Source organism: Sinorhizobium fredii USDA 205, assembly GCF_001461695.1.
Lineage (GTDB): Bacteria > Pseudomonadota > Alphaproteobacteria > Rhizobiales > Rhizobiaceae > Sinorhizobium > Sinorhizobium fredii.
The window spans coordinates 42,207-67,921 of record NZ_AUTC01000138.1 but is presented as its reverse complement, the minus strand read 5'-3'; the positions used below and the strand labels follow the sequence as shown (position 1 = coordinate 67,921).

At 64.7% G+C, this 25,715-nt stretch carries 18 protein-coding genes and 1 pseudogene; 15 read left to right on the top strand and 4 right to left on the bottom strand.

Going from position 1 to position 25,715, the window contains the following annotated elements; all coding sequences use genetic code 11:
- Positions 1-142: 142 nt before the first annotated feature.
- Positions 143-1,021, bottom strand: coding sequence for a GntR family transcriptional regulator (locus tag N181_RS16075; protein ID WP_014330385.1), 879 nt, complete (start codon positions 1,019-1,021; stop codon positions 143-145).
- 356 nt (positions 1,022-1,377) lie between these two features.
- Between N181_RS16075 and N181_RS16070 the strand changes: the two are divergent.
- The 15 genes and pseudogenes from N181_RS16070 (at position 1,378) to N181_RS16000 (ending at position 18,345) form a co-directional block, all read left to right on the top strand.
- A pseudogene (locus N181_RS16070) lies at positions 1,378-2,882 on the top strand (UxaA family hydrolase).
- A 203-nt stretch (positions 2,883-3,085) separates the two neighbouring features.
- Complete coding sequence (locus tag N181_RS16065; protein ID WP_037398194.1) at positions 3,086-4,105, top strand: aldo/keto reductase; 1,020 nt, start codon at positions 3,086-3,088, stop codon at positions 4,103-4,105.
- 209 nt (positions 4,106-4,314) lie between these two features.
- Positions 4,315-5,304 (top strand): ABC transporter substrate-binding protein, encoded by a 990-nt coding sequence (locus N181_RS16060; RefSeq protein ID WP_014330389.1) that lies wholly within the window; start codon positions 4,315-4,317, stop codon positions 5,302-5,304.
- Positions 5,305-5,409: 105 nt separating this feature from the next.
- Positions 5,410-6,951 carry a sugar ABC transporter ATP-binding protein gene (locus N181_RS16055; protein WP_014330390.1) on the top strand — a complete coding sequence of 514 codons (1,542 nt, stop codon included), beginning with the start codon at positions 5,410-5,412 and terminating at the stop codon, positions 6,949-6,951.
- Between the two features lie 37 nt (positions 6,952-6,988).
- Positions 6,989-7,966, top strand: a complete 978-nt coding sequence (locus tag N181_RS16050; RefSeq protein ID WP_037398191.1) for an ABC transporter permease — start codon at positions 6,989-6,991, stop codon at positions 7,964-7,966.
- Between the two features lie 59 nt (positions 7,967-8,025).
- Entirely contained in the window at positions 8,026-9,048 is a 1,023-nt protein-coding gene (locus N181_RS16045) for a zinc-binding alcohol dehydrogenase family protein (RefSeq protein WP_014330392.1), read from the top strand.
- Positions 9,045-9,881: an amidohydrolase family protein gene (locus N181_RS16040; protein ID WP_037398188.1), complete on the top strand. Its 837-nt coding sequence runs from the start codon at positions 9,045-9,047 to the stop codon at positions 9,879-9,881. Before N181_RS16045 ends, N181_RS16040 begins: the two co-directional genes overlap by 4 nt.
- 226 nt (positions 9,882-10,107) lie before the next feature.
- On the top strand, positions 10,108-11,382 hold the full coding sequence (phaZ, locus tag N181_RS16035) for a polyhydroxyalkanoate depolymerase (protein ID WP_037398185.1): 1,275 nt from the start codon (positions 10,108-10,110) through the stop codon (positions 11,380-11,382).
- Between the two features lie 167 nt (positions 11,383-11,549).
- Complete coding sequence (locus tag N181_RS16030) at positions 11,550-11,972, top strand: DUF2852 domain-containing protein (RefSeq protein WP_014330395.1); 423 nt, start codon at positions 11,550-11,552, stop codon at positions 11,970-11,972.
- 92 nt (positions 11,973-12,064) lie between these two features.
- Positions 12,065-12,820, top strand: a complete 756-nt coding sequence (locus N181_RS16025; protein ID WP_014330396.1) for a M48 family metallopeptidase — start codon at positions 12,065-12,067, stop codon at positions 12,818-12,820.
- A gap of 265 nt (positions 12,821-13,085) precedes the next feature.
- Positions 13,086-13,760 (top strand): phosphoribosylanthranilate isomerase, encoded by a 675-nt coding sequence (locus N181_RS16020; RefSeq protein WP_014330397.1) that lies wholly within the window; start codon positions 13,086-13,088, stop codon positions 13,758-13,760.
- Positions 13,757-14,977, top strand: coding sequence for a tryptophan synthase subunit beta (gene trpB, locus N181_RS16015; RefSeq protein WP_014330398.1), 1,221 nt, complete (start codon positions 13,757-13,759; stop codon positions 14,975-14,977). The genes N181_RS16020 and trpB overlap by 4 nt, the downstream gene beginning before the upstream one ends.
- Before the next feature lie 5 nt (positions 14,978-14,982).
- Complete coding sequence (gene trpA, locus N181_RS16010) at positions 14,983-15,822, top strand: tryptophan synthase subunit alpha (RefSeq protein ID WP_014330399.1); 840 nt, start codon at positions 14,983-14,985, stop codon at positions 15,820-15,822.
- A gap of 51 nt (positions 15,823-15,873) precedes the next feature.
- Positions 15,874-16,788, top strand: a complete 915-nt coding sequence (accD, locus tag N181_RS16005) for an acetyl-CoA carboxylase, carboxyltransferase subunit beta (protein ID WP_014330400.1) — start codon at positions 15,874-15,876, stop codon at positions 16,786-16,788.
- 213 nt (positions 16,789-17,001) lie between these two features.
- On the top strand, positions 17,002-18,345 hold the full coding sequence (locus tag N181_RS16000; RefSeq protein WP_014330401.1) for a bifunctional folylpolyglutamate synthase/dihydrofolate synthase: 1,344 nt from the start codon (positions 17,002-17,004) through the stop codon (positions 18,343-18,345).
- A 225-nt stretch (positions 18,346-18,570) separates the two neighbouring features.
- Here N181_RS16000 and trxA read toward each other — a convergent pair whose 3' ends face one another.
- The 3 genes from trxA to addB all read right to left on the bottom strand — a co-directional run bounded on the left by trxA (position 18,571) and on the right by addB (position 25,714).
- Positions 18,571-18,894 carry a thioredoxin gene (gene trxA / locus N181_RS15995; protein WP_012709859.1) on the bottom strand — a complete coding sequence of 108 codons (324 nt, stop codon included), beginning with the start codon at positions 18,892-18,894 and terminating at the stop codon, positions 18,571-18,573.
- A gap of 81 nt (positions 18,895-18,975) precedes the next feature.
- Complete coding sequence (addA, locus tag N181_RS15990; RefSeq protein ID WP_060563583.1) at positions 18,976-22,545, bottom strand: double-strand break repair helicase AddA; 3,570 nt, start codon at positions 22,543-22,545, stop codon at positions 18,976-18,978.
- Complete coding sequence (addB, locus tag N181_RS15985; RefSeq protein ID WP_037398160.1) at positions 22,535-25,714, bottom strand: double-strand break repair protein AddB; 3,180 nt, start codon at positions 25,712-25,714, stop codon at positions 22,535-22,537. The genes addA and addB overlap by 11 nt, the downstream gene beginning before the upstream one ends.
- Position 25,715: the final 1 nt, after the last annotated feature.

Here is a 25,715-nt window from a genome sequence, read left to right as displayed (position 1 = left end):
CCCGAGTATCAGGCGGAGCAGACATACAGCGGATCGATGCGCTGACTGTTGGGAGAGCGGTGCATTGCCACTTGCCGATCTCCCCCTTGTGGGGGAGATGCCCGGCAGGGCAGAGGGGGGTACTACACCTTCTCGGCAGGCTCTACGGTATCGACTGCAGCAGGGTCTCGCGCGCCGACTTCAGGTGGCGGCGGCAGGCTTGCTCCGCCTGTTTCGGGTCGCGCGACTGAAGGGCGGCGATATAGGCGAGATGCTCCTCCAGCGCCCGGGCGTTGCGCTCGCGCGCATTCGATTTGTTCCACTGGTAGTGGTAGTGGAAGACGATCGCGATGACGTCGTAGAAATCGACGATGAAGCGGTTGCTCGACGATTTGTGCACCAGCAGGTGAAAGCGCTCGTCGAGTTCGGAAAATTCCCTGTAGCGGTTGTCGATGTCGGCGAGAATGTCGCGATGCAGCGCTTCGATCTGCTTCAGTTCGGTCCAGGCCGGGTCGTCCTCCGGCAGGGTGACGAAGCGGGCGGCCGAGCGGAGCTCGAACATCTCCCTGACTTCCGTCAGCTCGAGCGCGAATTCGCGGGTAAAGCCTTTCAGCACCCAATGGCTGTTCGGCCGCTTCTCGATCAGGCCGAAGCGGCTGAAGCGGATCAGGAACTCGCGCACGCTCGTGGTGCCGGTGCCGATCTCGCGGGCGAGCTCCAGCTCGTTGATCTGCATACCGGGCTCGGCGCCGCCCGCCAGAATCCGGCGCATGAAGCTGCGCTCGATTCTCTCGGCGAGCGAATCGGTTTCCTCGGTCGGGAAATAGTCGGAAGGTTCCGGGCGCCTCAATACGATCTTCTGGCGCTTGTCCCAGCTGATGAGCTTGACCTCTTCGCAGCGCGACAGGATGGCTCGCACCGTCGTGCGGCTCACCCCGAGCGCCTGGCCGAGCTCCGGTTCGGAAGGCAGCGCGGATGTTTCCGAAAGCAGCGTGAGGCAGCGGTTGAAGGCATCCTTGAAGACGGTGTTCTGCTTCGCCATGGAATGATCCGGCTGATTGAGTTTCTTGGGTCATCTACAGCGCCCCGCGTCCCATCAGACGCGCAAAGGTCGCTGTAGCACTTTAAATTGCTGCATGTTTCCTCAAATCGGCTAGGATTTGAGGAAACATGCAGTAGCCCGGCAGTGCCGGTTTGTCGCGGGGGTCGATCGACGAATCCGGCGAGACTGTCTTTCTCCCTGCCTCTCCCATGCCGCCATCGGGTGAGAACATCGGCATCCCCTGTTGCGACGACAGCCATAATACCCATTGACGAAAATCTGTCTATTGTAGATAAAAGACAAATCAGAGGGCACGGGACCCGTCCCGTGAAAACCGTTTCCGGGAGAGCCTGAGATTGTCCGCACCGTCTTCGATCCTTCTTTCACCGGAGGATAATGTCGCTGTCGCCACGGTGGCGATCGAGCCCGGCGAAGCATTGCCCGGCGGGCCGCCGGCAACGGCGCGCATCGAAGCCGGCCACAAGGCGGCGATCCGGCCGATCCCGGCCGGCGAGCCGGTCATCAAATATGCCCAGGCGATCGGCCGCGCCACGCGCGACATTGCCGCCGGCGAACACGTGCACTCCCACAATCTGGCCTTCGACCAGGACCGGCTGGCGATCGGTGCACCGGTTCCACCGGAAGCGGCGAGCGCGGCCGACAAGGCGCGCACCTTCCTCGGTTACCGGCGGGCCGACGGTCGTGCGGCGACCCGCAACTATATCGGCATTCTCGCCAGCGTGAACTGTTCCACCACCGTCTGTCGCGCCATTGCCGATGAGGCCAACCGGCGCATCCTGCCCCGCTACGAGGGCATCGACGGTTTCGTGCCGATCGTCCACGATCAGGGTTGCGGCATGTCGTCCTCCGGTGACGGCATGAAGAACCTGCACCGGACGCTTGCCGGCTATGCCCGCCATGCCAATTTCGGCGGCGCGCTGATGGTCGGGCTCGGCTGCGAGGTCAACCAGCTGACGCTCTACGGCCAGAGCGGCTCGGGCGCCGAGAAACGCCATTTCAACATCCAGGAGGCCGGCGGCTCGCGCCGCTCGGTCGAGCGCGCCCTTGGCGTTCTGGAAGAAATCGCCAAGGAGGTGGCGACCGCCCGCCGCGTGCCGATCCCGGTCAGCGAGATTATCGTCGGGCTGCAATGCGGTGGCTCGGACGGCCTTTCCGGGGTGACGGCGAACCCGGCGCTCGGCGCCGCGGTCGATATTCTCGCCGGTGCCGGCGGCACCGCGATCCTTTCGGAAACCTCCGAGATCTATGGCGCCGAGCATCTCTTACGCAGCCGGGCCGTCAACGAGGCGGTGGCAGTGAAGCTCGACGGGCTGATCTCCTGGTGGGAGAATTACGTCGAGATGCACGGCGCCTCGCTCGACACAATCCTTCGCCGGGCAACAAGCGCGGCGGCTTGACGACGATTCTCGAAAAATCGCTCGGCGCCGTCGCCAAGGGCGGCCGGTCGCCGTTGACCGCCGTCTACAACTACGCGGAGCGCGTCACAGAACACGGCCTGGTCTTCATGGATACGCCCGGCTACGACCCGGTGTCGGCGACCGGCCAGGTGGCCGGCGGTGCCAATGTCATCGCCTTTACGACCGGCCGCGGCAGTTGCTTCGGCTGTCGCCCGGCGCCGTCGATCAAGCTGACCAGCAACACGGCGCTCTACCGGGCGATGGAAGAGGACATGGATATCGACTGCGGAGTGATCGCGTCCGGCGAGGCGTCGATCGCCGAGCTCGGCCGCCGGATCTTCGATCTCATCATCGACACGGCCTCGGGCCAAAAGACCAAGAGCGAACTTTTCGGCTACGGCGACAACGAGTTCGTCCCCTGGCATCTGGGGGCTACATTGTAAGGGTCAGGTTTCGGCGCGACTGTCCCTCATCCGGCCTGCCGGCCACCTTCTCCCCGCAAGCGGGGCGAAGGAGACGCGCGGCGCCAACCTAAGTCCCCTCTCCCCGCTTGCGGGGAGAGGGCTAGGGTGGGGGGCAAAGGGCTGGGGGAAGAGCTGCCACTCTTGAATTGAGGACCCGCATCCTTGCAGGGAGGAGACAAGGAATGCAGACGAGAAAGATCGGCCGCACCAATCTTGCGGTGACCGAATACAGCTTCGGCACCGCAGGTCTCGGCGGCCTCTATCGCGAATGCCCGCGCGAGGCGGCGATGGCGACGCTCGACGCCGCCTGGGGCGCGGGGATCCGCTATTTCGACACGGCGCCCTATTACGGACTCGGGCTTGCCGAGCGACGGGTGGGCGACTTCCTGCGCGACAAACCGCGCGACAGCTACGTGCTGTCGAGCAAGGTCGGCCGATTGCTTCATCCGGTGGCGGACGACAAGGTCCCCGACTATTCCTACGTCAAGGCGCTGAATTTCGACGTCAGCTATGACTACGGCTATGATGCGATCATGCGGTCGGTGGAGATGAGCCACGCCCGCCTCGGCCTCAGCCGCATCGACATTCTCTATGTCCACGATATCGGCGGTTATACCCATGGGGCAGCGAAGAATGCCGTCTATCTCCGGCAACTGCTCGATTCCGGCCTGAAGGCGCTGGAAGAGCTGAAATCGAGCGGCGCCATTTCGGCCTACGGCCTCGGCGTCAACGAGGTGCCTGTCTGCCTCGAGGTGATGCGCCAGGCGGATTTAGACTGCATCCTGCTTGCCGGCCGCTACACGCTTCTCGACCGTTCGGCGGTCGCCGAGCTTATCCCGCTCTGCCAAAAGAAGCAGGCCTCGCTCGTCGTTGGCGGCGTCTTCAATTCCGGCATCCTCGCCACCGGTCCGGTGGAAGGAGCGCATTTCGACTATATGCCGGCAACGGACGAGGTGAGGGCGAAGGTGGCGGCGATGGAGCGGATTGCCGGCGAGCGCGGCCTGCCGCTCGCAGCACCCGCCCTTCAGTTCCCGCTCACCAATCCTCAGGTCGCTTCGGTCCTGCTCGGCACCGCCAAGCCATCGAGTCTCGAGCGGAACATGGAACTGACCCAGAAGAAGATAACGGCGGAAGATTTCGCCGCCTTCGAGCCTTACACGCTCGTTGCGCCCGAGCTCGGGGCGGAGGCCGTGAGGGTCTGATCATCATGCCCGCTGCCGGAAGGGGCGGGTGATCCTTCTTGCGTCTTGGGAGGAACGCAATGAAGAGAATCAATCAACAGTGGGCTTGCCAATTCAACTTGTCTGAATTAGCGTGCCAAAATGTTTTTTATGGATAAAAGACGATACGCAAGCACCTGGCGGATCGATCTCGATAACGGAACAAGGTGTGAATTGAGAGGAGAAACCTGATGAGTATTGCCAGACGCATTCTTTCCCGCCGGGCTTTCAATGCGCTTGCCGGCGCAGCCTTTGTCGCCGCCCTGGTGCCGGTGTCGTCCTTCGCGCAGGACGTCACCGTGCCGATCATCGTCAAGGACACCACGTCCTTCTATTGGCAGATCGTCCTGGCGGGCGCGCGTGCCGCCGGCAAGGACCTCGGCGTCAACGTGCCGGAACTCGGCGCGCAGTCCGAATCCGACATCAACGGCCAGATCAGCATCCTCGAGAACGCCGTCGCCGGTGCGCCGGCCGCGGTCGTCATCGCCCCGACCGAATTCAAGGCGCTTGGCAAGCCGATCGACGAGGCCGCCAAGGCGGTTCCGATCATCGGCATCGATTCGGGCGCCGATTCGAAGGCTTTCTCGTCGTTCCTGACGACCGACAACGTCCAGGGTGGCCGCATCGCCGCCGACGGTCTTGCCGCGGCGATCAAGGAAGCGACCGGCAAGGAAGAGGGCGAAGTCGCCATCATTACCAGCCTTCCGGGCGTCGGTTCGCTCGACCAGCGCCGTGAAGGCTTCCTCGATCAGGTCAAGACCAAGTATCCGGGCCTCAAGGTGGTCGCCGACAAATATGCCGACGGCCAGGCGACGACCGGCCTCAACATCATGACCGACCTGATCACCGCCAACCCGAACCTCGTCGGCGTCTTCGCCTCCAACCTGATCATGGCGCAGGGAGCCGGCCAGGCGATTGCCGAGAACAAGCTGGGCGACAAGATCAAGGTCATCGGCTTCGACAGCGACGAAAAGACCGTCGGCTTCCTCAAGGAAGGCGTACTCGCCGGGCTGGTCGTGCAGGATCCCTATCGCATGGGTTATGATGGCGTGAAGACGGCGCTCGCGGTTTCGAAGGGCGAGAAGGTCGAGGCCAATGTCGATACCGGCGCGAACCTGGTGACCAAGGCCAACATGGTCGAGCCGAAGATCGACGCGCTGCTGAATCCGAAGGTCAACTGACCTGACGCTCAAGTCGTGGCGTGGGTGTCCTGCGCCACGATTCGTCTTTGGTGCGACGGCCGGAAGAGGAGTTGGCCGTCGCAAACCGAAAGTGAGGAGGGTGTTATGACAGGGCTTCAAGAGGTCAGCCAACGGCATGAAGGCGAACTCGAGGCGGCCGTTGCGAAAGGCAAGCCGATCCTGGAGCTGCGTGGCCTGCAGAAGAATTATGGTGCCGTCCAGGCGCTGAAGCCCGCCACCATCACCTTCCTTTCCGGCGAGATCCACGCGATCGTCGGCGAAAACGGTGCAGGCAAGTCGACGCTGATCAAGCTGCTGACCGGCGTCATACCGCGGACCGCCGGCGAGGTGTTCTGGCAAGGCGAGCCGGTCCTGCTTGCAAGCCCCAACGAGGCGATTGCCCGTGGCATCAATGCCGTTCATCAGGAGGTGGTGCTCTGCCCGCATCTGAGCGTCGCGGCCAATATGTTCCTCGGCGACGAGATGAACCGCCGCGGTGTCATGCGTAAGAGGGCGATGACGAATGCGGCCCAGGGTGTGCTCGACGACCTCGGCTTCAACCTGCCGGCCGACGCGACCCTCGGCAGCCTGACGATCGGCCAGCAGCAGCTGGTCGCGACCGCACGCGCCGCGATGCGCGGCACGCGCTTCCTGATCTTCGACGAGCCGACCGCCTATCTGACGCGGCAGGAATCCGCCCAGCTTTTCCGCCTCATTCGCCGGCTGCAGGGCGACGGCGTCACCATCGTCTATATCAGCCATCGCCTCGAAGAGGTCTTCGAGCTTGCCGACCGCGTCTCGGTGCTGCGCGATGGCACGCATGTGGGTACCCGCCATATCGGCGAGACGAACGAGGCGGAGCTGATCGCCCTGATGATCAACCGCACCATCGAGCAGATCTACCACAAGGAGCAGTTTGCCCTGGGCGAAACGATCGTCGAGGCGCGCGGGCTTTCCGGGCCGGGCTTCGCCGACATATCGCTCTCCGTCAGGGCCGGCGAGATCGTCGGGCTCTATGGGCTGATCGGCGCGGGGCGCAGCGAATTCGCGCTCGGCCTCTACGGCCGTCATCGGCTCACCGCCGGAGAGGTCTTTTGGCAGGGCCGCAAGGTCGAAATCGACAACGAGCGCCAGGCGATGCAACTCGGCATCGCGCTCGCGCCGGAAAGCCGCCGCGACCAGGGCCTCTGCCTCAACCTGCCGATCGGCCTCAACATCAACCTGCCGGTCTTTCGGCGATTGACGCGCGGACTGACAATCAGCCGCGCCGATGAGGCCGCCAACGCCGATCGGCAGATCCGCGATCTGCAGATCAAGACGCCGTCGCGGCGCGTGCTCGCCTCCGCCATGTCCGGCGGCAACCAGCAGAAAATCGTCATCGGCAAATGGCTGAGCCACGGCGCGAAACTCTTTATCTTCGACGAGCCGACCGTCGGCGTCGACGTCGGTACCAAGGCGGAAATCTACCGGCTCTTCGCGCGGCTGCTCGAAAAGGGGGCAGGGATCATCCTGATCTCCTCTTATCTGCCGGAAGTCTACGAGCTTGCGGATCGCCTGCACGTGTTCCGGCAGGGGCGGCTGGTGGCAAGCCACGACTACCGCGCCGCCAGCCACGAGGATGTCCTGGCGCAGGCCATCAATGCCTGAGCGTTTCAAGAACTAGAAGGACTGCAGGGAGGACGGAATGAGTGTGGAAACGGTAGAAAGCGGCGCAGGGCCGACGCCGAAGCGAGGGGTCAGCATCCTGTTCGGGCTTACGCTCCTCGGGCTGCTGGTCGTCCTCTGGCTGCTCCTTGGCCTAGCGACGAGCGCCTTCTGGACGCCGAACAATATCAGCAACGTCTTACGCCAGGGGGCGATGACTGCCATCCTCGCGGTCGGTCAGACCTTCGTCATCATCACTGCCGGCATCGATCTCTCGGTCGGCGCGGTCGTCGGCTTCACCAGCGTCATCGTCGCCTGGCTGCTGGCCGCCGGCGTGCCGCTCTGGCTGGCGCTCGTCGCGACGCTTGCGATCGGTGTGCTGATCGGCGCCTTTCACGCCTTCGGCATCGTCCGCATGGGCCTGCCGCCCTTCATCATCACGCTTGCGACACTGACGTCGCTGCGCGGTATCGGCCTCTTGATCACCAACGGCTCGACGATTTCGATTACCAACGAGGCCTTCACGAGTTTCTCGCGCGCCGACTTCCTCGGCATTCCGAGCCTCTTCTGGATGGTGATCGTCGTCGCGATCCCGGCTTACGTCTTCCTGCATCTGAGCCGCTTCGGCCGCTATCTCTTCGCCGTCGGCTCGAACAGCGAGGCGGCCCGGCTTTCCGGCGTCAACGTCAACCGGACGATCTACCTCGCCTATATACTGTCTTCGACCTGCGCAGCCTTTGTCGGCCTGCTGCTTGCTTCGCGGATCGGCATCGGCAACGCCACGCAGGCGGAGGGCTGGGAACTGCAGGCGATCGCCTCGTCGGTCATCGGCGGCACCAGCCTGTTTGGCGCCGTCGGCTCGGTGCACGGGCCACTGCTCGGCGCCTTCATCCTGGCGACCATCAACAACGGCGCCAACCTCTTGAACGTCAATTCCTTCTGGCAACGCATCATCACTGGTCTGCTGATCATCGTGATCGTCTATTTCGATCAGCTGCGGCGCCGGGGGTCGCGTTGAACGGCGCTTGGCCAAAGCCGGCCGCGTCGCGCTTCGGAACCTTAGGCTAGGAAGGCCCCATGAAAGCTGTCGTCTGCTCAGAACCCGGTCGCCTGGAAATCACTGAACGTCCCAGGCCGCCGGCGCCGGCCGAGGGGTGGGTTCGCCTCGCCGTTCGCCGCGTCGGCATCTGCGGCACGGACTATCACATCTTCGAAGGCAAGCATCCCTTCCTCGAATATCCGCGCGTCATGGGCCACGAGATTTCCGCCACCGTGGTCGACACCGGGCCGGGGTCTCGGTTTGCTTCGGGAACGCTGGTGGTCGTCAATCCCTATATCTCCTGCGGGAGCTGCATCGCCTGCCGGAGGGGCAAGCCGAATTGCTGCACGGCGATCCGGGTTCTTGGCGTTCACACCGATGGCGCCTTCTGCGAAGAAATCCTCATGCCGGAGCAGAACCTCTACCCGGCGACCGGTCTTTCTCCCGAAGCCGCCGCGACGGTGGAGTTCCTGGCGATCGGCGCCCATGCGGTCAGGCGCTCCGGGGTGGCGCCCGGTGCCCGGTCTCTGGTGATCGGCGCCGGCCCGATCGGTCTCGGAACGGCGGTCTTCTCCCGGATCGCCGGACACGACGTGACGCTTCTGGATACCAGCGCTGAGCGATTGGCCTTCGCCGCGGACGAGCTCGGCTTTTCCGGCGGCCTCCTGGCCGGTGAAGGACTGGAAAAGGCCATTGCCCAAGCGACGGATGGTGACGGTTTCGACGTCGTCTTCGACGCCACCGGCAACGCCGCGTCGATGGACCGGTCCTTTGCCCATGTTGCCCATGGCGGGACGCTGGTGTTCGTCAGCGTGGTGAAGAACGACATCCGCTTCTCCGATCCGGAGTTCCACAAGCGCGAGATGACGCTGGTCGCGAGCCGCAACGCGACGCGGGAGGATTTTGATCACGTCATCGCCTCGATCGGCAAGGGCCTCGTGCCGGTGGAGAGGCTTGTCACCCACCGGACGACCCTCGACCAGGCCGTGCACGACCTGCCGCGTTGGGCGCAAGACAAGGCGGGGCTTGTGAAGGCAATCATCACGGTCGGCGCCGCATGAGCTTCATCGATTCTCATCAGCATTACTGGACGCTCGGCCTTGGCCACAACGACTGGCCCGGTCCGGATCTCGCGCCAATCTTCCGCGACTTCGGACCTGACGACCTCAAGCCGCATCTCACCGCTGCAGGCATCGGCCGCACCGTCCTCGTCCAGGCGGCACCGAATGTCGCCGAGACCGAGTTCCTGCTCGAGATCGCCGCACGGGAGGAGACGGTTGCCGCCGTGGTCGGCTGGGTCGATATCCTGGCCGCCGACGCCGGTTCGGAGCTTCGGCGACTGAAAACGCATCCGAAGTTCAAGGGCATACGGCCGATGCTGCAAGGCATCGACGAAACCGCCTGGATCCTGCAACCGGAAGCGATTGCCACGCTGGAATTGCTGCCGCAGATAGATCTCCGTTTCGACGCACTCATCCAGCCGCGCCACCTGCCGGTGATCGCCGCGCTCGCCGATCGCCTGCCGGACCTTGCGATCGTCGTCGATCACGGTGCGAAGCCCTTCATTGCCGAAGGCCGGCTTGAGCCTTGGGCGACGGATATGGCGGCGCTTGCCCGCCGCCCCAATGTTCACGTTAAGCTGTCGGGGCTTGTGACGGAGGCGGGCGGAGGCTGGTCGGTCGAGCGATTGCGGCCCTATGCCGCTCATCTGATCGAGGTGTTCGGTGCCGAACGCGTCATGTTCGGCAGCGATTGGCCGGTTGTGCTGCTCGACGCCGGCTACGCTGAGTGGTTCGCCGCCGCACGGGCGTTGACCGCGAACTGCACGGAAGCCGAGCGGCAGGCGATTTTCCTGGGGACTGCAGCCCGTTTTTACGGAATTTCCGCAGTCTGAGGTACGAACGTCATAGCGCGACAGGCCCGCGTAATGCTATCTCAATATATTAGTAATATGATTCCCTGCTCAAAATGACCCCAAATGCATGGGGGTCTTTTTGTTGCACTGCACAAGAAAAGTGGTAGTCTGGAAGCGATTGCGGACACCAAGACAAACACTCGCAAGGCTTGCGTCGGACCTGGGAGCGGCGCCGGGATTGATTGAAACAAGGGGTACGCGTCCCATGTTCTACCAGCTTTACGAAATGAACCATGCCATGATGGCACCGTGGCGCACCGCGGCGGATGCCATGCGGCTGGCCTTCAAGAATCCGATGAATCCGGTCTCGCATACCTATTTCGGCCGCGCCGCGGCCGCGGGGCTGGAAGTCTTCGAGCGCGCCACGCGGCGCTATGGCAAGCCGGAATTCGGCCTGCCCGAGACGATCGTCGACGGGCAGACGGTGCCGGTCCGCGAGAAGGTCGTCTGGCGGGCGCCGTTCTGCAACGTCGTCCATTTCGAACGGTCGCTGCCGAAGGGGCGGGCGGCGGATTCGAAAGTGCTGCTCGTCGCACCGATGTCCGGCCACTATGCGACGCTGCTGCGCGGTACCGTCGAGGCGCTGCTGCCGCACTCCGACATCTACATTACCGACTGGCTGGACGCCCGCATGGTGCCGCTCAGCGAAGGTACCTTCGACCTCGACGACTATATCGACTACGTCATCCAGATCCTGCATCACCTGGGGCCCGATACCCATGTCATCGGCGTCTGCCAGCCGGCCGTGCCGGTTCTCGCCGCAGTCGCGCTGATGGAGGCGGACAACGACCCGCTCTCGCCGGCGACCATGACGCTGATGGGCGGTCCGATCGACACGCGCATCAACCCGACCGGCGTCAATCAGTTGGCCGAGCAGCGGCCGGTCGAATGGTTCCGCGACAATGTCATCATGCCGGTGCCGTGGCCGCAGCCGGGCTTCATGCGCATGGTTTATCCGGGCTTCCTGCAGCTTTCCGGCTTCATGTCGATGAATCTCGACCGCCATCTGGTCGCCCACAAGGAATTCTTCGCCCATCTCGTCAAGAATGACGGCGATGCCGCCGACAAGCACCGCGACTTCTACGACGAATATCTCGCGGTCATGGACCTGACGGCCGAATTCTACCTGCAGACGGTGCAGGTGGTGTTCATGCAACACGCCTTGCCGAAGGGCGAGATGGTGCATCGCGGCAAGCGCGTCGATCCGACGGCGATCCGCAGAACGGCACTGCTGACGGTCGAAGGCGAAAACGACGACATTTCCGGCGTCGGCCAGACCAAGGCGGCGCAGACGATCTGCACCAACATCCCGGAACACATGCGCCAGCACTACATGCAGCCGGATGTTGGACATTACGGTGTCTTCAACGGCTCTCGCTTCCGCGGTGAGATCGCGCCGCGCATCGTCGCCTTCCAGCGCCAGCATTCGCGCCACTCGAAGCCGGTGACGCAGCTGATCAAGGGCGGCAAATCGGCCTGAGAGCCGCCCCACGCGGCCGATGCGCCTCTGCGGCAGCGATTTGCTGCCGCAGAGTCAAGGGCTTGACCGATTCCCATGCGGTGCATCTTGCAGACATCCGTGGCCTTTCCCACATCGTTTTCATCGGGCCGCAACGGGCGGCCCGCTGACTGCGAGGAATACTGAAGATGAACCAATCTGCATTGATCCGTCCGGACTGGACACCTGCGACCATTGCATTGATGGTGCTCGGTTTCATTGTGTTCTGGCCGCTCGGCCTGGCGATGCTCGCTTACATCCTCTTCGGCGACAAGCTGAGGACCTTCAAGAAGGACGCCAACGACAGCGTGGACCGCATGTGCGCCGGCTTCCGCCGCAACAACCGGGCCCATTGGGCTCACCACCGGACCGGCAACGTCGCCTTCGACGACTGGCGTGAGGCGGAACTTGCCCGCCTCGACGAGGAGCGTCGCAAGCTCGACGAAATGCGCGAGGAATTCGACTCCTATGTCCGCGAGCTGCGGCGTGCCAAGGACCAGGAGGAATTCGACCGCTTCATGCGCGAGCGCAAGAATCGCCCAGGTCCGGCACCCGAGCCCGAGACGAACTGATCCGACGAAATCGACCTCCGGCGTTTCACATGAAACGCCGGACATGTCGTGTGGCTGCTGCCAGCGACCCGCGAATCGGCTAGAAAGGCCTCATGTTTCCTTCGTTCAAGCGGCGCCGCGGCAGTGAAACGCATGTCGATGTCACCCGCGACATCGAGGTGGCCGGCAAGCGTCTTCCATTGACCATCCGGCAGAACGCGCGCGCGACGCGAATGACGCTGCGCATAGAGCCCGGCGGGCGGGCCTTGAAGCTCACCGTTCCGGAGGGCCTGCCGGAGCGCGAGGTCAGCGCCTTCCTTACCCGGCATCAGGGCTGGCTGATGACCAAGCTCGCGCGCTTCTCCGGCGAGAGCGAGCTCGAGCATGGCGGAACGATCTTCATCCGCGGCGTCGCCCATCGCATCGAGAGAACCGGCCGGATCCGCGGCCTGACCGAGTCCGTGGTCGTCGATGACGAGGCGGTGCTGAGGGTCGGCGGCGCGGAGGAGCATTTGCGCCGGCGGATCGTCGATTTCCTGAAAAAGGAGGCGCGCTTCGAACTGGAGCGTCTTGTCGCCGTCTATGCCGGCCGGATCGGCCGCCGGGTGCGCTCGCTCAGCCTCAAGGACACCCGCAGTCGCTGGGGTTCCTGTTCCGCCGAGGGGGATTTGAGCTTTTCCTGGCGGATCGCCATGGCGCCGCCGAAGGTGATTGCCTATCTCGCCGCCCATGAGGTGGCCCATCTTGAGGAGATGAACCACGGCCCCGATTTCTGGGCGCTGTGTGAGAGGCTCTGCCCGGACACCAATGAGGCGAGACGCTGGCTGAAGCGCAACGGCACCATGCTGCACGCCATCGATTTCAGTTAGTCGGGGGAAAGCCCCGCCGCTGAAGAGCCGGACTGGAATTGGCCCTCGCCCCGGGAGAGACGGATTGGTGACGGGCGCATGCCCTTCGCCCCGCTGGCAGTGAGAAGGTCGCGGCAGCGGGATCGGGCGCAAACAACGCCTCGAATGTGGTAGAATACGCCGGCTGAGATGGTGACCGCCCCGCGGACTCTCCCACCTCACAATGAGCGCTACCAAGCAACGGTTTTGCTCGACTCGCGCGGCATTTCGTGCAAGGTCGCTTCCCATGAAAATGGACGTGAAAATATGCGGGCTGAAGACCGCGGAGGCCGTGGAGCACGCCGTGGCACGCGGCGCTTCGCATGCCGGATTCATCTTCTTCCCCAAGAGCCCGCGCAACATCGAGCCTGACGACGCCGGTCGCCTCGCCGAGCGCATTCGCGGCCGGGCGAAGATCGTCGCCGTCACCGTCGACGCGGATAATGACGATCTCGACGAGATCGTTTCCGCCCTGAAGCCCGACATCCTGCAGCTTCATGGCAGCGAGGATCCGGAGCGGGTGCTGACCGTCAAGGCGATCTACGGTCTGCCGGTCATGAAGGCATTGTCGATCCGCGAAGCGTCCGATCTCGACCGGATCGACTCCTATCTAGGCATCGTCGATCGTTTCCTTTTCGATGCCAAGCCGCCTGCCGGGTCCGAACTGCCCGGCGGCAACGGCGTCTCTTTCGACTGGAGACTGCTCGACGCGCTTGACGGAAGCGTCGATTACATGCTTTCCGGTGGACTGAATGCAGAAAATATCGGCGAGGCTCTTGCGCTGACCGGCGCGCGCGCCGTCGATACATCCTCCGGGGTCGAGAGCGCCCCGGGTGTCAAGGATTTAAAGCTCATGGATGCGTTTTTCGACGCGGTCCGCCGCGCCGAAGCAGCACTGCCACGATCAGGGAGCAAGACGTGAATCAGCCGCTAAAGCCGAACTCCTTCAGGGCCGGACCGGACGAGGACGGCCGTTTCGGTATTTTCGGCGGCCGTTTCGTCGCCGAGACCCTGATGCCGCTGATCCTCGATCTCCAGGACGAATGGAACAAGGCAAAGAATGATCCGGTCTTCAAGGCCGAGCTCGAAAATCTCGGTGCCCATTACATCGGCCGGCCGAGCCCGCTCTATTTCGCCGAGCGCCTGACGGCCGAGCTCGGCGGCGCGAAGATCTATTTCAAGCGCGAGGAGCTGAACCATACCGGCTCGCACAAGATCAACAATTGCATCGGCCAGATCCTGCTCGCCAAGCGCATGGGCAAGACCCGCATCATCGCCGAGACCGGTGCCGGCCAGCACGGCGTGGCTTCGGCAACCGTCGCCGCCCGCTTCGGGCTTCCCTGCGTGGTCTACATGGGCGCCACCGACGTCGAGCGCCAGGCGCCGAACGTCTTCCGCATGAAGCTTCTGGGCGCCGAGGTGAAGCCGGTGACGGCCGGTCACGGCACGCTGAAGGACGCCATGAACGAGGCGCTGCGCGACTGGGTGACGAATGTCGACAACACCTATTATCTGATCGGCACGGCCGCCGGCCCGCATCCCTATCCGGAGATGGTCCGTGACTTCCAGGCGGTCATCGGCCAGGAGGCCAAGGAACAGCTTCTCGCGGCCGAAGGCCGCTTGCCCGACCTCGTCGTTGCGGCGGTCGGCGGCGGCTCCAACGCGATCGGCATCTTCCATCCCTTCCTGGACGACGACGGCGTCAGGATCGTCGGTGTCGAAGCGGGTGGCAAGGGGCTCGATGGGGACGAGCACTGTGCCTCGATCACCGCCGGCTCGCCGGGCGTGCTGCACGGCAACCGCACCTACCTGCTCCAGGATGGCGACGGCCAGATCAAGGAAGGCCATTCCATCTCGGCCGGTCTCGATTATCCGGGTATCGGTCCGGAACATGCCTGGCTCAACGATATCGGCCGGGTCGAATATGTGCCGATCATGGACCATGAGGCGCTCGAAGCCTTCCAGACCCTGACGCGGCTTGAAGGCATCATCCCGGCGCTGGAGCCGTCGCATGCGCTGGCCGAGGTCATCAAGCGGGCGCCGAAAATGGGCAAGGACGAGATCATCCTGATGAATCTCTCCGGTCGCGGCGACAAGGACATCTTCACCGTCGGCAAAATTCTGGGAATGGGGCAGTAACGAGTATGACCGCACGCATGGAGCAAAGGTTCGCCGACGTTGCGGCAGAGGGCCGTCCGGTGCTTGTCACCTATTTCATGGGCGGCGATCCCGATTTTGACACGTCGTTTTCGATCATGCGGGCGCTGCCGAAGGCGGGCGCCGACGTGATCGAGCTCGGCGTGCCCTTTTCCGATCCGATGGCCGACGGTCCGGCGATCCAGCTTGCCGGCCAGCGCGCGCTGAGGGCCGGGCAGACGCTCGCCAAGACGCTCGAGCTCGCCCGCCGCTTCCGGGCCGAGGACCAGCGCACCCCGATCGTGCTGATGGGCTATTACAACCCGATCTATATCTACGGCGTCGAGCGGTTCTTGGACGATGCTGTCGAGGCGGGCGTCGACGGGTTGATCGTCGTCGATCTGCCGCCGGAAATGGATGACGAGCTGTGCATCCCGGCGCTCAAGAAGGGCATCAGCTTCATCCGTCTGGCAACGCCGACGACGGACGACCGCCGTCTGCCCAAGGTTCTCGAGAACACCTCCGGATTCGTCTATTACGTCTCGATGACCGGCATCACCGGCTCCGCTCTGCCGGATCCGTTGCTGATCGCCGGCGCGGTGGCGCGGATCAAGTCGCATACGAAACTGCCTGTCTGTGTCGGTTTCGGGGTCAAGACCGCCGAACATGCGCGGGCGATCGGCGCCTCGGCCGACGGTGTCGTGGTGGGGACGGCGATCGTCAACCAGATCGCCTCGAGCCTGACGGAAGAGGGCCGCGTCACCGAGGCGACGGTCCCCGGCGTCGAGGCGCTGGTTCGGGGCCTTTCGGCCGGGGTGCGGGCGGCACGTCTTGCGGCAGCCGAATAATCGCCCATATTGACGCGCAAAAGCCGAAGGACAGCCTCAGGAGTCTACTAAGTGAACTGGATCACAAACTACGTTCGGCCGAAGATCAATTCGATGCTCGGCCGCAGGGAAGTTCCGGAGAACCTCTGGATCAAGTGCCCTGAAACCGGCGAGATGGTGTTCCATCGCGATCTCGAAGAGAACAAGTGGGTCATCCCGCAGTCCGGTCATCACATGAAGATGCCGGCCAAGGCCCGTTTGAAGGATCTCTTCGACGGCGGAATCTATGAAATGCTGCCGCAGCCGAAGGTGGCGCAGGATCCGTTGAAGTTCCGCGATTCGAAGAAATATCTCGACCGCCTGCGCGACAGCCGCGCCAAGACCGAGCTCGAGGATACGATCGTCGCGGGCCTCGGCCTCGTCCAGGGCGTCAAGCTGGTCGCCGTCGTGCACGAGTTCAACTTCATCGGCGGCTCGCTCGGCATGGCGGCCGGTGAAGCGATCATCCGAGCCTTCGAGAAGGCGATTGCCGAAAAGTGCCCGCTGGTGATGTTCCCGGCCTCCGGTGGGGCCCGCATGCAGGAAGGCATCCTTTCGCTGATGCAGCTTCCGCGCACCACCGTCGCGGTAAACCTGCTGAAGGAAGCGGGGCTCCCCTATATCGTCGTCCTGACCAACCCCACCACCGGCGGCGTGACCGCGTCCTATGCGATGCTGGGCGACATCCACCTGGCCGAACCTGGTGCGGAGATCGGCTTTGCCGGCAAACGGGTGATCGAGCAGACCCTCCGCGAAAAGCTGCCTGACGGCTTCCAGACCTCCGAATATCTCCTGGAGCACGGCATGGTCGACATGGTCGTCAAACGCCACGACCTCCCGGCGACACTGGCGCGCGTGCTGAAGATCCTGATGAAGAAGCCTGCCGAGGCCGCAAGGCGCGACAGCGGTTCCCAGGTTTCGGCCTTGCCGCTCGCAGCGCGGGCCTAATGCGCGTCGCACAGCAGTGCGTAGCGGTTTTGCGGCAAAGACATGCGTAAGCTAGAGCGCTGGACGCTTTAGCTGGCAGCGCCCGACCCAATCCAATCCTGTATTCAGGCGTTGCGCGTCCATTTGGGCGCACAAACGTCGCTTAAGTGTTTTGATTTGCTTCGATTCCGATTTAAGGAATCATGCGCGGATCATCTTTTTCGAGGCAGGCACATGGCGGCGGCACAGCTCAGCGAGGCGGCGCAGGAGATCGACAAGCTTCTTGCCCTGCATCCCAAGGGGTTCGACCTGTCGCTCGACAGGATCACGCGGCTGCTGGCAGCGCTCGGAAACCCTGAGAACCGCCTGCCGCCGATCATCCATGTCGCCGGTACCAACGGAAAGGGCTCCGTCACCGCGTTTTCGCGGGCGATCCTCGAGGCGGCCGGTCTCAGCGTCCATGTGCACACATCGCCGCATCTGGTGAACTGGCACGAGCGTTATCGGCTCGGTGCCAAGGGCGGCAAGGGTGCGCTTGTCAGCGACCCGGTTCTCGCCGAGGCGGTACGGCGAGTCGCGGAAGCCAATGCCGGCCAGAAGATCACCGTCTTCGAAATCCTGACGGCGGTCACCTTCGTCCTGTTCGCCGAACATCCGGCCGATGTCGTGATCCTCGAGGTCGGCCTCGGCGGCCGATTCGATGCGACGAACGTCATCGCCCGGCCGGCGGTCTCGGTGATCATGCCGATCTCGCTCGACCACCAGGCCTATCTCGGCGACCGGGTGGAACTCATCGCCGCCGAAAAGGCCGGAATCATGAAGCGCGGCTGCCCGGTGGTGATCGGCCATCAGGAGGAAGACGGCGTGCGCGACGTGCTCGTCGATACCGCCGAACGGCTGGGCTGCCCGATGTCCGTCTACGGCCAGGATTTCATGGCCCATGAAGAATTCGGCAGGCTGATCTTCCAGGATGAGAACGGGCTTGCCGACCTGCCGTTGCCGCGCCTGCCGGGCCGCCACCAATATGCCAATGCCGCGGCGGCGATCCGCGCCGTCCGGGCGGCGGGGTTCGACGTTCCGGAGGCGGCGATCGAGAAGGGCTTGGCCGGTGTCGAATGGCCGGGGCGGCTGCAGCGTCTTGCCGGCGGCAAGCTTTCGCACTATGGGCCGCCGGCCGCCGAAATCTGGATCGACGGCGGCCACAATCCCGGTGCCGGCCAGGTCATAGCCGAAGCGATGGCCACCTTCGAGGAGCGCGATCCGCGGCCGCTCTTCCTGATCATCGGCATGATCAACACCAAGGACCCGGTCGGCTACTTCAAGGCCTTCCTCGATCTCGCCGAACAGGTCTTCACCGTGCCGATCCACGGCTCGGATGCGGGGCTTGATCCGGTTGCGCTGGCCGCCGATGCCGCCGCTGCCGGTCTCGAGGCGAATGCCACCTCCTCCGTCGCGGAAGCGCTCGGCCTTATCGCCGAACTGACCGAAGAGGACCCCGGGCCGCCACGCATCCTGATCGGCGGTTCGCTTTATCTGGTCGGCGATGTGCTTGCCGACAACGGCACGCCGCCGCGGTGAGGCGGAAAAGACTGCTTCTCTGCTGGCATCCGCCCCTCATCCGGCTGCCGCCACCTTCTCCCCGCAGGCGGGGAGAAGGGACAAGTGGCGACGTCGCAGTCCCCTCTCCCCGCGCGCGGGGAGAGGGTTAGGGTGAGGGGCAAGCCTTACCCTGGCGGATTTCTACCGGCCAAAAAAAGAGCCCGGGCAAAGCCGGGCTCTTTCAGGTTTTGCTTACGCCGCGCTTCAAGCCGACGCGTTGGAAATCCACGAGCTCAGCGCGGTCTTCGGCGCAGCGCCGACCTTGATATCGGCAACTTCGCCGGCCTTGAACAGGGCGAGCGTCGGGATCGAGCGGACGCCGTATTGGGCGGCCAGTTCAGGGTTTTCATCGATGTTGAGCTTGGCGACCTTGACCTTGCCGGCAAGCTCGGTGGCGATCTCTTCGAGGCTTGGCGCAATCATTTTACACGGGCCGCACCATTCGGCCCAGAAGTCGACGACGACCGGCTCGGCGGAATTCAGGACTTCTTTCTGAAAATTGGACGCATCGACTTTTACAGTTGCCATCGGCTGCTCCTTCGGAATGGCATTGTCCAGATATTGTGCCTCATGTGAGGCCTCGCCACTGGATTTTCAATATCGTGTATCTCACTTTGTCGCGAGCTCTTCAAGGCTCCGATCCAGCATCGTGTCGGGAAGCACCCGCACTGCCGGACCCTCGATGAAGATCAGCACTGAGCGGAACTGCTTGCCCGGATAAAGCGGCTTCAGCAGCTCGCGATAGATGGCGAGCTGCCTGCGGTAGACGGATGGAACGTCGGCGACCGAGGTTGGCACGTCGCGATTGGTCTTGTAATCGGCGATCGTCACCGTGTCGCCGGCAATCGCCAGGCGGTCGAGCCGGCCGGATACGGCGAACTCCTGGCTGCCGAGCTTGAGCGTTCCCATGACGGACACTTCGGCACGGCTCTGTTCGCCAAAAAGCGACTGCAAGTCCGGATGATCGAGCACGTCCATCACGGCCCCGGTGAGCGTCCGCCGCTCCGCGTCCGGCCAACTCGGCACAGCGCGCGCCAGATAGCGTTTCGCCGCGTCGCGGCGCACGGCACCGTCGATCGTCGGAAGCACCTGCAGCAGCCGATGCAGGATGGCGCCGCGCAGCATCGAGAATTTGGGCGTGGCCTGCGCCGCAAACAGCGCCGAGCCGACGATCGCCCCTTGATCCGGATCGTCGATGGCGACGCTCGTTCCCGAAGGGGCGAGCGGCCGCGGTAGGCGGCGCTGCGCCGGCAAGGGCGCGAAAAGCGCCCTCGGCAGGTCGGATGCCATCGCTTCCGGCTTGCTTCCCGCCTCGCCACTCCCCGGGATGGTCACCGGCACAGGCGCTTCACGCCACGCATGGCCCGTCCATTCCTCGCCGCCGGCGCGGAACACCATCGGCGTTGCCCTGCCTTTCGGGTCGTGCGACAGCGTCCCCTGAACCATGGCATGCCATGTGTCGAGGTTTTGCCGCTGGCCGCGATAGCCGCAGACGATCAACCGGTCCGCCGCGCGCGTCATGCCGACATAGAGGAGGCGGCGATATTCTTCCTCCGCCAATCGCTTCAGGCGCTCGTTGTCTTCGGAGATCAGCGAATTCGACGCCGAACCGGGCGCGCGCCAGACGGGCACGCTGACGATCGACCCGTCGGCCTGTTGCTTTTCCAGGAAGCGCAGGTCCGAGACCTGCTGGCGGACGAACGCCTCGCCGCCGCCGTCGACCAGGAGGACGACCGGCGCCTCGAGGCCCTTGGCGGCGTGCACCGTCATGACGCGCACCTCGTCGCGTTCCTTGTCCTGCTCGCGCTTGACCGTCGGCGCTTCGATTTCGAGCGTCGAGATGAAGGCCTGCAGCCCGGGCAGGCCGCTCCGCTCTTGGTCGAGCGCGAAGGTGAGGAATTCGTCGAGAATGTCGCTGACCTCACTGCCAAGCCGCGCCAGGAAGGCTCGGCGGCCGCCGTTGGCCCCGAGCACGCGGGCATAGAAGTCGTGCGGCAGCAGGTCGCGGGCGAGTTCGCCATAGCCGGCGAGAATCCGCACGACCCGGTGATATCGGCTTGCTTCCTCCGCGCCGAGCTGCTGCAGCCGCTGCCACAGGCTTTCGCCCGCGGCCCGGCGCGCCGCCAGTTCGAAGACGTCGTCCTCGCCGAGATTGACGAGCGGGCTCTTCAGCAGCGCGGCGAGCGACAGGTCGTCCTCGGGCAGGAGCACGAAGCGGCCGAGCGCCAGGAGGTCCTGAACGGCGATGTGGTTGGTCAGCACCAGCCGGTCGGCGCCGGCGACCGGAATATTGCCGCGGCGCTTCAACGCGCGCGTCAGGGCGTTGACGAAGGCATCGCGCTTGCGCACCAGCACGATCACGTCGCCGGGCCGCATCGGCCGACGGACGCCTTTGTCGATCACCGTCTCCCTGCCGATCCACGTCTCGAGCACAGCTGCGATGCGCCGGGCGAGAATGTTGACCGGGGCGCGCTCCGGCGTCGCGTCGAAGGGCGCCGTCCACTCCTCTTCGGACGTGGTCGGCTCGGGCGCGATGACGTCCCACATGTAGACCGCTCCGGGATGTCCGATTCGGTTCGAGGCGTGCACGACCGCCTCGTTCCGGGCGCTCAAGCCTTTGGCATTGCCCGGATTGGCAAAGACCGTATCGACGGCGGAAAGCACGTCGACGGTCGAACGGAAGGAGAGCTGCAGGCGGATGGGGCTGAAGTATCGGTTGCCGGCGCGCACCCGCCGCTCGGTCAGCACGCTCTCGCGCGAAAAGCGCTCGGGCCGCGCGCCCTGGAAGGAATAGATCGACTGTTTCTCGTCGCCGACCGCAAAGATCGTCCGGTCGTCGCCACGCGCCGTTTCGCCGGCAAAGAAGTCGGCAGCGAGCGCCTGGATGATCGTCCATTGCGCCGGGCTCGTGTCCTGCGCCTCGTCGACGAGAATATGGTCGATGCCCTGGTCGAGCTTGTAGTGGACCCAGGCGCCGACGTCGCTGCGGGAAAGCAGCGCCGCCGTGCGGTTGATCAGGTCCTCGAAATCGAGCTGGCTGCGTCGCTTCTTGAGCTCTTCATAGTCCCTGTTGAGTCGTTCCGCGAGGATCAGCGCCGCCCGCGTCGCCTCGTACATCCGCACAATGCTCAGCCGATCGGCAGTGGAGACGATATGCCTGCGGGCCTCGTCGATCAGCGGTGTCAGCTGCGGCGCCTGCGCCAGCATCACCTTGTTGAAAAACGCAGACTCGGCCTTCGGCTTGCCGCCGCCGTTGAAGAAGACGCTCGAGAGCTTGGCAAACCGTTCTTCCGCACCGGGCGTGTCGCGGACCGCCTTCAGGCCTTCCGCAATTTCGCACGGCTTCACACCGCCGTGGCTGAGCGCCAGCCCGATATAGTGTTCGAGCGCCGCGCCATTGAGGCCGGCCAGCGGCCAGGCCCCGGCCATGACACTGTCGGCCGATTCTCCGGCTGCAAGACCAAGTGCCGCACGCAATTGCGGCTCCCGCCCGCCTTGTCCGGAGGCGTGGTCGAGAAAGGCCTGAATCGATGCCCGGTTCGCGACGATCGCCTGAAGCAGTTTTTCAAGGCCGGTATCGTCGGCGAGGTCGAGCACTGTCGCGAAGGCCTCGGCAAGCTCGGTCTCGCCCTCGGCGGCCGTCGCGCTCAGCAGGGCGCGCCGCGCATCGGCAAGGAGCACCGCCGCGGCACGATCGTCGAGAACCGAAAAATGTCCCGCCACATTGGCCTCGAGCGGGAACTGGTGGAGCAAAGCCTCCGAGAAGGCGTGGATCGTCTGGATCTTCAGCCCGCCGGGCGTTTCTAGCGCCTTTGCAAAGAGTCGTCTGGCTTCCTGGATCTTCGCAAGCGGAGGCCGTTTGCACTCGACCGCCTCGATGCGTTTTTCGAGCGTGGCATCATCGAGCGTCGCCCATTCGGCGAGGCGCTCGAAGATGCGGTTCGACATCTCGGAAGCCGCCGCCTTGGTATAGGTCAGGCAGAGGATGGCGGAAGGCCGGCAGCCGGCGAGCAGAAGGCGGATGACGCGCTGTGTCAGCACATGGGTCTTGCCGGAGCCCGCATTGGCCGAGACCCATGCCGAGCGGGCCGGGTCGGAGGCAAGCGATTGCCGCTCCGTCGTCCAGTCGAGCCACGCCTTGGGCGTCCTCTCCTCCGGCCCGAAGGCGTCATTCCTCATCGTCGTCCTCCCCGTCAGCCGTCGCCCATTCGGCGACGCGCGCCAGGTGGTCATACTCGCCGCCGTAGTCCCGCTCCTTCTGGACGATCAGGCGCGAGGCGAAGCCGTATTTTCCGCTGGTCAGCGCGGCGAGCAGCTTCCTCAGTTCGGCAAACGATTCCTCCGCCAGCTGGTCGGCGGACTTGGTCTCCTTCGACTTGCTGTTCTCGTTGTTGACCGTATCGACGACAAAGCGGCTGCCGGGCTTCAGGCGCACATAATGCAGCGCATGCGGCCGGGCCGGGCCGATCGCGCCGAAGGCGCCCGCCTTGAGCGCCGCCGCTTCGAGCGCCAGCTGCGGGTCGAGCAGGGCCCGTGCTTCCCTGGCCGAGGGGCTGGAGCCGGTCTTGTAGTCGATGATGTCGACGGTGCCGTCCGTGAGCCGGTCGAGGCGGTCGGCAATGCCGGTCAGCCTTATGTCCGCGACGCCGATGTCCATGCCAGCGGGAACTTCGGTGAATGACCTGACAATGCCGTGGCGGCGCTCCTGCTCCCAGGAAAGAAATGTCCTCGCCACCGCCTCGAAGCGCGGCCGCCAGATCGTGTCGATGTGAGCGGGGAGCTTCTCCTCGTCGAAGGCTTCCCGGATCAGCCAAACCATCGCTTCTTCCCCATCGCGGGAGGCGGGGTCGAAACCGCCCTTGACGAAGCGGTCGACGATCCGGTGGTAGAGCAGGCCGCGTTCGGCGGCGCCTGGATCACGGTTGAAGGAATCGATCGGCTCCAGCCGTAATATGCGGCGCGCATAGATGGCATAGGGGTCGCGGCGAAGTCGTGTCACCTCGCTGAACGAGTATTTGCGTGGCTGCAATTCGGCTGGCGGTTTCGGCTGCGGTCGCTCGCTGAGCGGCTGGCGCTCGCCCTCGTCGAGGATGCGCATCCAGTGAAGATAGTCGGCGCCATTCGCCTTGAGCCGCTCGGTCAACGTCTTGCCGCCGAGCGCCTGCAGGCGTTGCAGCCAGCGCGAGGCGACCGTCGGGGCGGAGCCCTGGCGCATGGAGCGGGACAGGATGAGACGGCGCGTTCCGCAAGCCATCTGAAAGTCATGGGCGAGCTGGCCGATGCGCCGCTCCGGCGGTTCGAGGCCGATGCCCGATTTCATCGTCCGCGACAGGAACGGGTCGTTCGAGGTCTGTCCCGGCCAGGTGCCCTCGTTCATGCCGCCGAGCACGACGAGATCGACGCTTTGCAGACGTGATTCCAGCGCCCCGAAAATGAAGACGCGCGGGTGCCGCATCGATCGCGGCTTGACCGCTTCGCTGGCGGCAAGCGCCTCGACGATATCGCACCATTGCCGCCCGTCGGCCTCCATCTGCCCGTCGGTCTCAATGATACCGCGCAGCAGCGTCGCCAATGTTTCGCCGGCTTCCGACCCCCACAACCCGCCGAGGCTGCCACGCTCGTCTATGGCGACGGCTTCCAGCGCCCGACCGGTACGTTCCGCCCAATCGGCCAAGGTCAGGACCATGGAGTGATGGCGGCCGCCTTCCGAGCCGCCGGCAATCGTGCTCGTCAGCGGCTCGACGGCCGTTGAAATGCGCCGGGCGAGTGCCCGCGCGAGGCCGATACCGTCCGGATCGATGCCGCCTCGCCAGGGCCGCGGATGCCGTTCGGTGCTCTGCCTGGCGAGTGCCTTGTCGAGCACGGTTTCGAGGGCGGAGATATCGGAAAGGTCGGTGCCGCCGCGCAGCGCCAGGAGCTCCAGCACATCGGCCGCCCGCCGGGCGTCTTCCGCCGTCTGGCCGAAGCGGGCGAGCGGGTGCTTGAGCAGCGCCACCAGGGCCACCGGATCGTCGGGCCGGAGGGTCGCCTCGATCAACAGCCGCGCAAGCGCGCCTGCCGCGGTGGCCGAAAGCGGCACGCCGGCGGAATCATCGGCTTCGATGCCGAATCGGGCGAGCTCCGCCCCGACGCGACGGGCCAGGCCTCGATCGGGCGTGATCAGCGCCGCCTGGCTGTCTTCGTCGCCTTCGAGCGCCAGCCGGAGCGCGATCGCGATCGCGGTCGCTTCCTCGCGTTCGTTCGCCGCCTCGATCAACGCCACGTCGGCGAAGGCCGCAAGAAGCTTCTCCGGCTCGAAGCCGTCGCGCGCCTCAGTCCAGCCGTCGGTGGCCTCGGCCGGCAGCAGCGCCCGCGACAGCACCGCGCCGCGATAGCCGAGGTCATCGTCGAGCGACCCCAGAACCGGCACGTCGCGACGTTCGATACGCATGCGCTTCAGAAGACGGTGGAAGCCATATTGCGGATGGGTGCGGCTTGCCGGGCCTCTTGCAGCCGGGCCCGAAGCGGGGACCTCTGCGATAAGCTCCCATTCCGCCTCGCTCATCATGAGGTCGAGGCCGGGAAGCACGATCGTGCCGTTCGGCAGCGCCTTCACCGCGGCGATCAGGGCGGCGGTCGCGGGGATCGAGCCGGTCGAGCCGGCGATGATGATCGGCCCGCTCACCTTGCCGGCGGCGATGCGCTGCGTTTCGGCCTTGAGCATCGCGTTGCGATGCCGCGCCGGCGAGGAATGCTTGAGCTCGTTCAACCGCTCCGGCCAATAGGTCCGGGCGATCTTCACGAAGGCCAGCGTCAACTGCCACCAGAGCGCATGTTCGCCGGCGTCGAGCCCGTCGAGCGCGTCCCAGTCGAGCTCCTCCGTCTCGATCGCGTCGATCAGCTCGGCGAGATTGCGCGCCAGCCAGATGGCGTCGGCCGGGCTTGCCGGCGCGATCAGTGGGCTTTCGGCATGGATGTCGAGGACCACCTGCGGCAGGCGATTGCGCCAGGCAAGGATCAGCCTGCCGAGCTCGATCAGCCGTGCGGTGCCGGAGAGCGGCGGCGCCAGATCGAGGATCGCCGGCACCTCGGCATCGAAGAAGCCGCTGTCGTCGTCCGTCTCGCCAAGCGGGCGGATCACCGGCAGGATCGCCGAGCGGCCGCCGAGCAGGTCGACGAATTCCGATCGCAGGACGCGGGCCGCTCGCCGCGTCGGCACGAAGATCGTCACGCCGGCGAGTGCCAGCGGGTCGGCCGGATCGTATTGGAAATCCGGCGTCAGCACGCCGCTCACGAGTTTTTCCGCCAGCGTTTTCAGGAAGGGCAGACCGGCGGGAATCGTGAAGACGTTGGAAGCGTGGCCGGGCAAC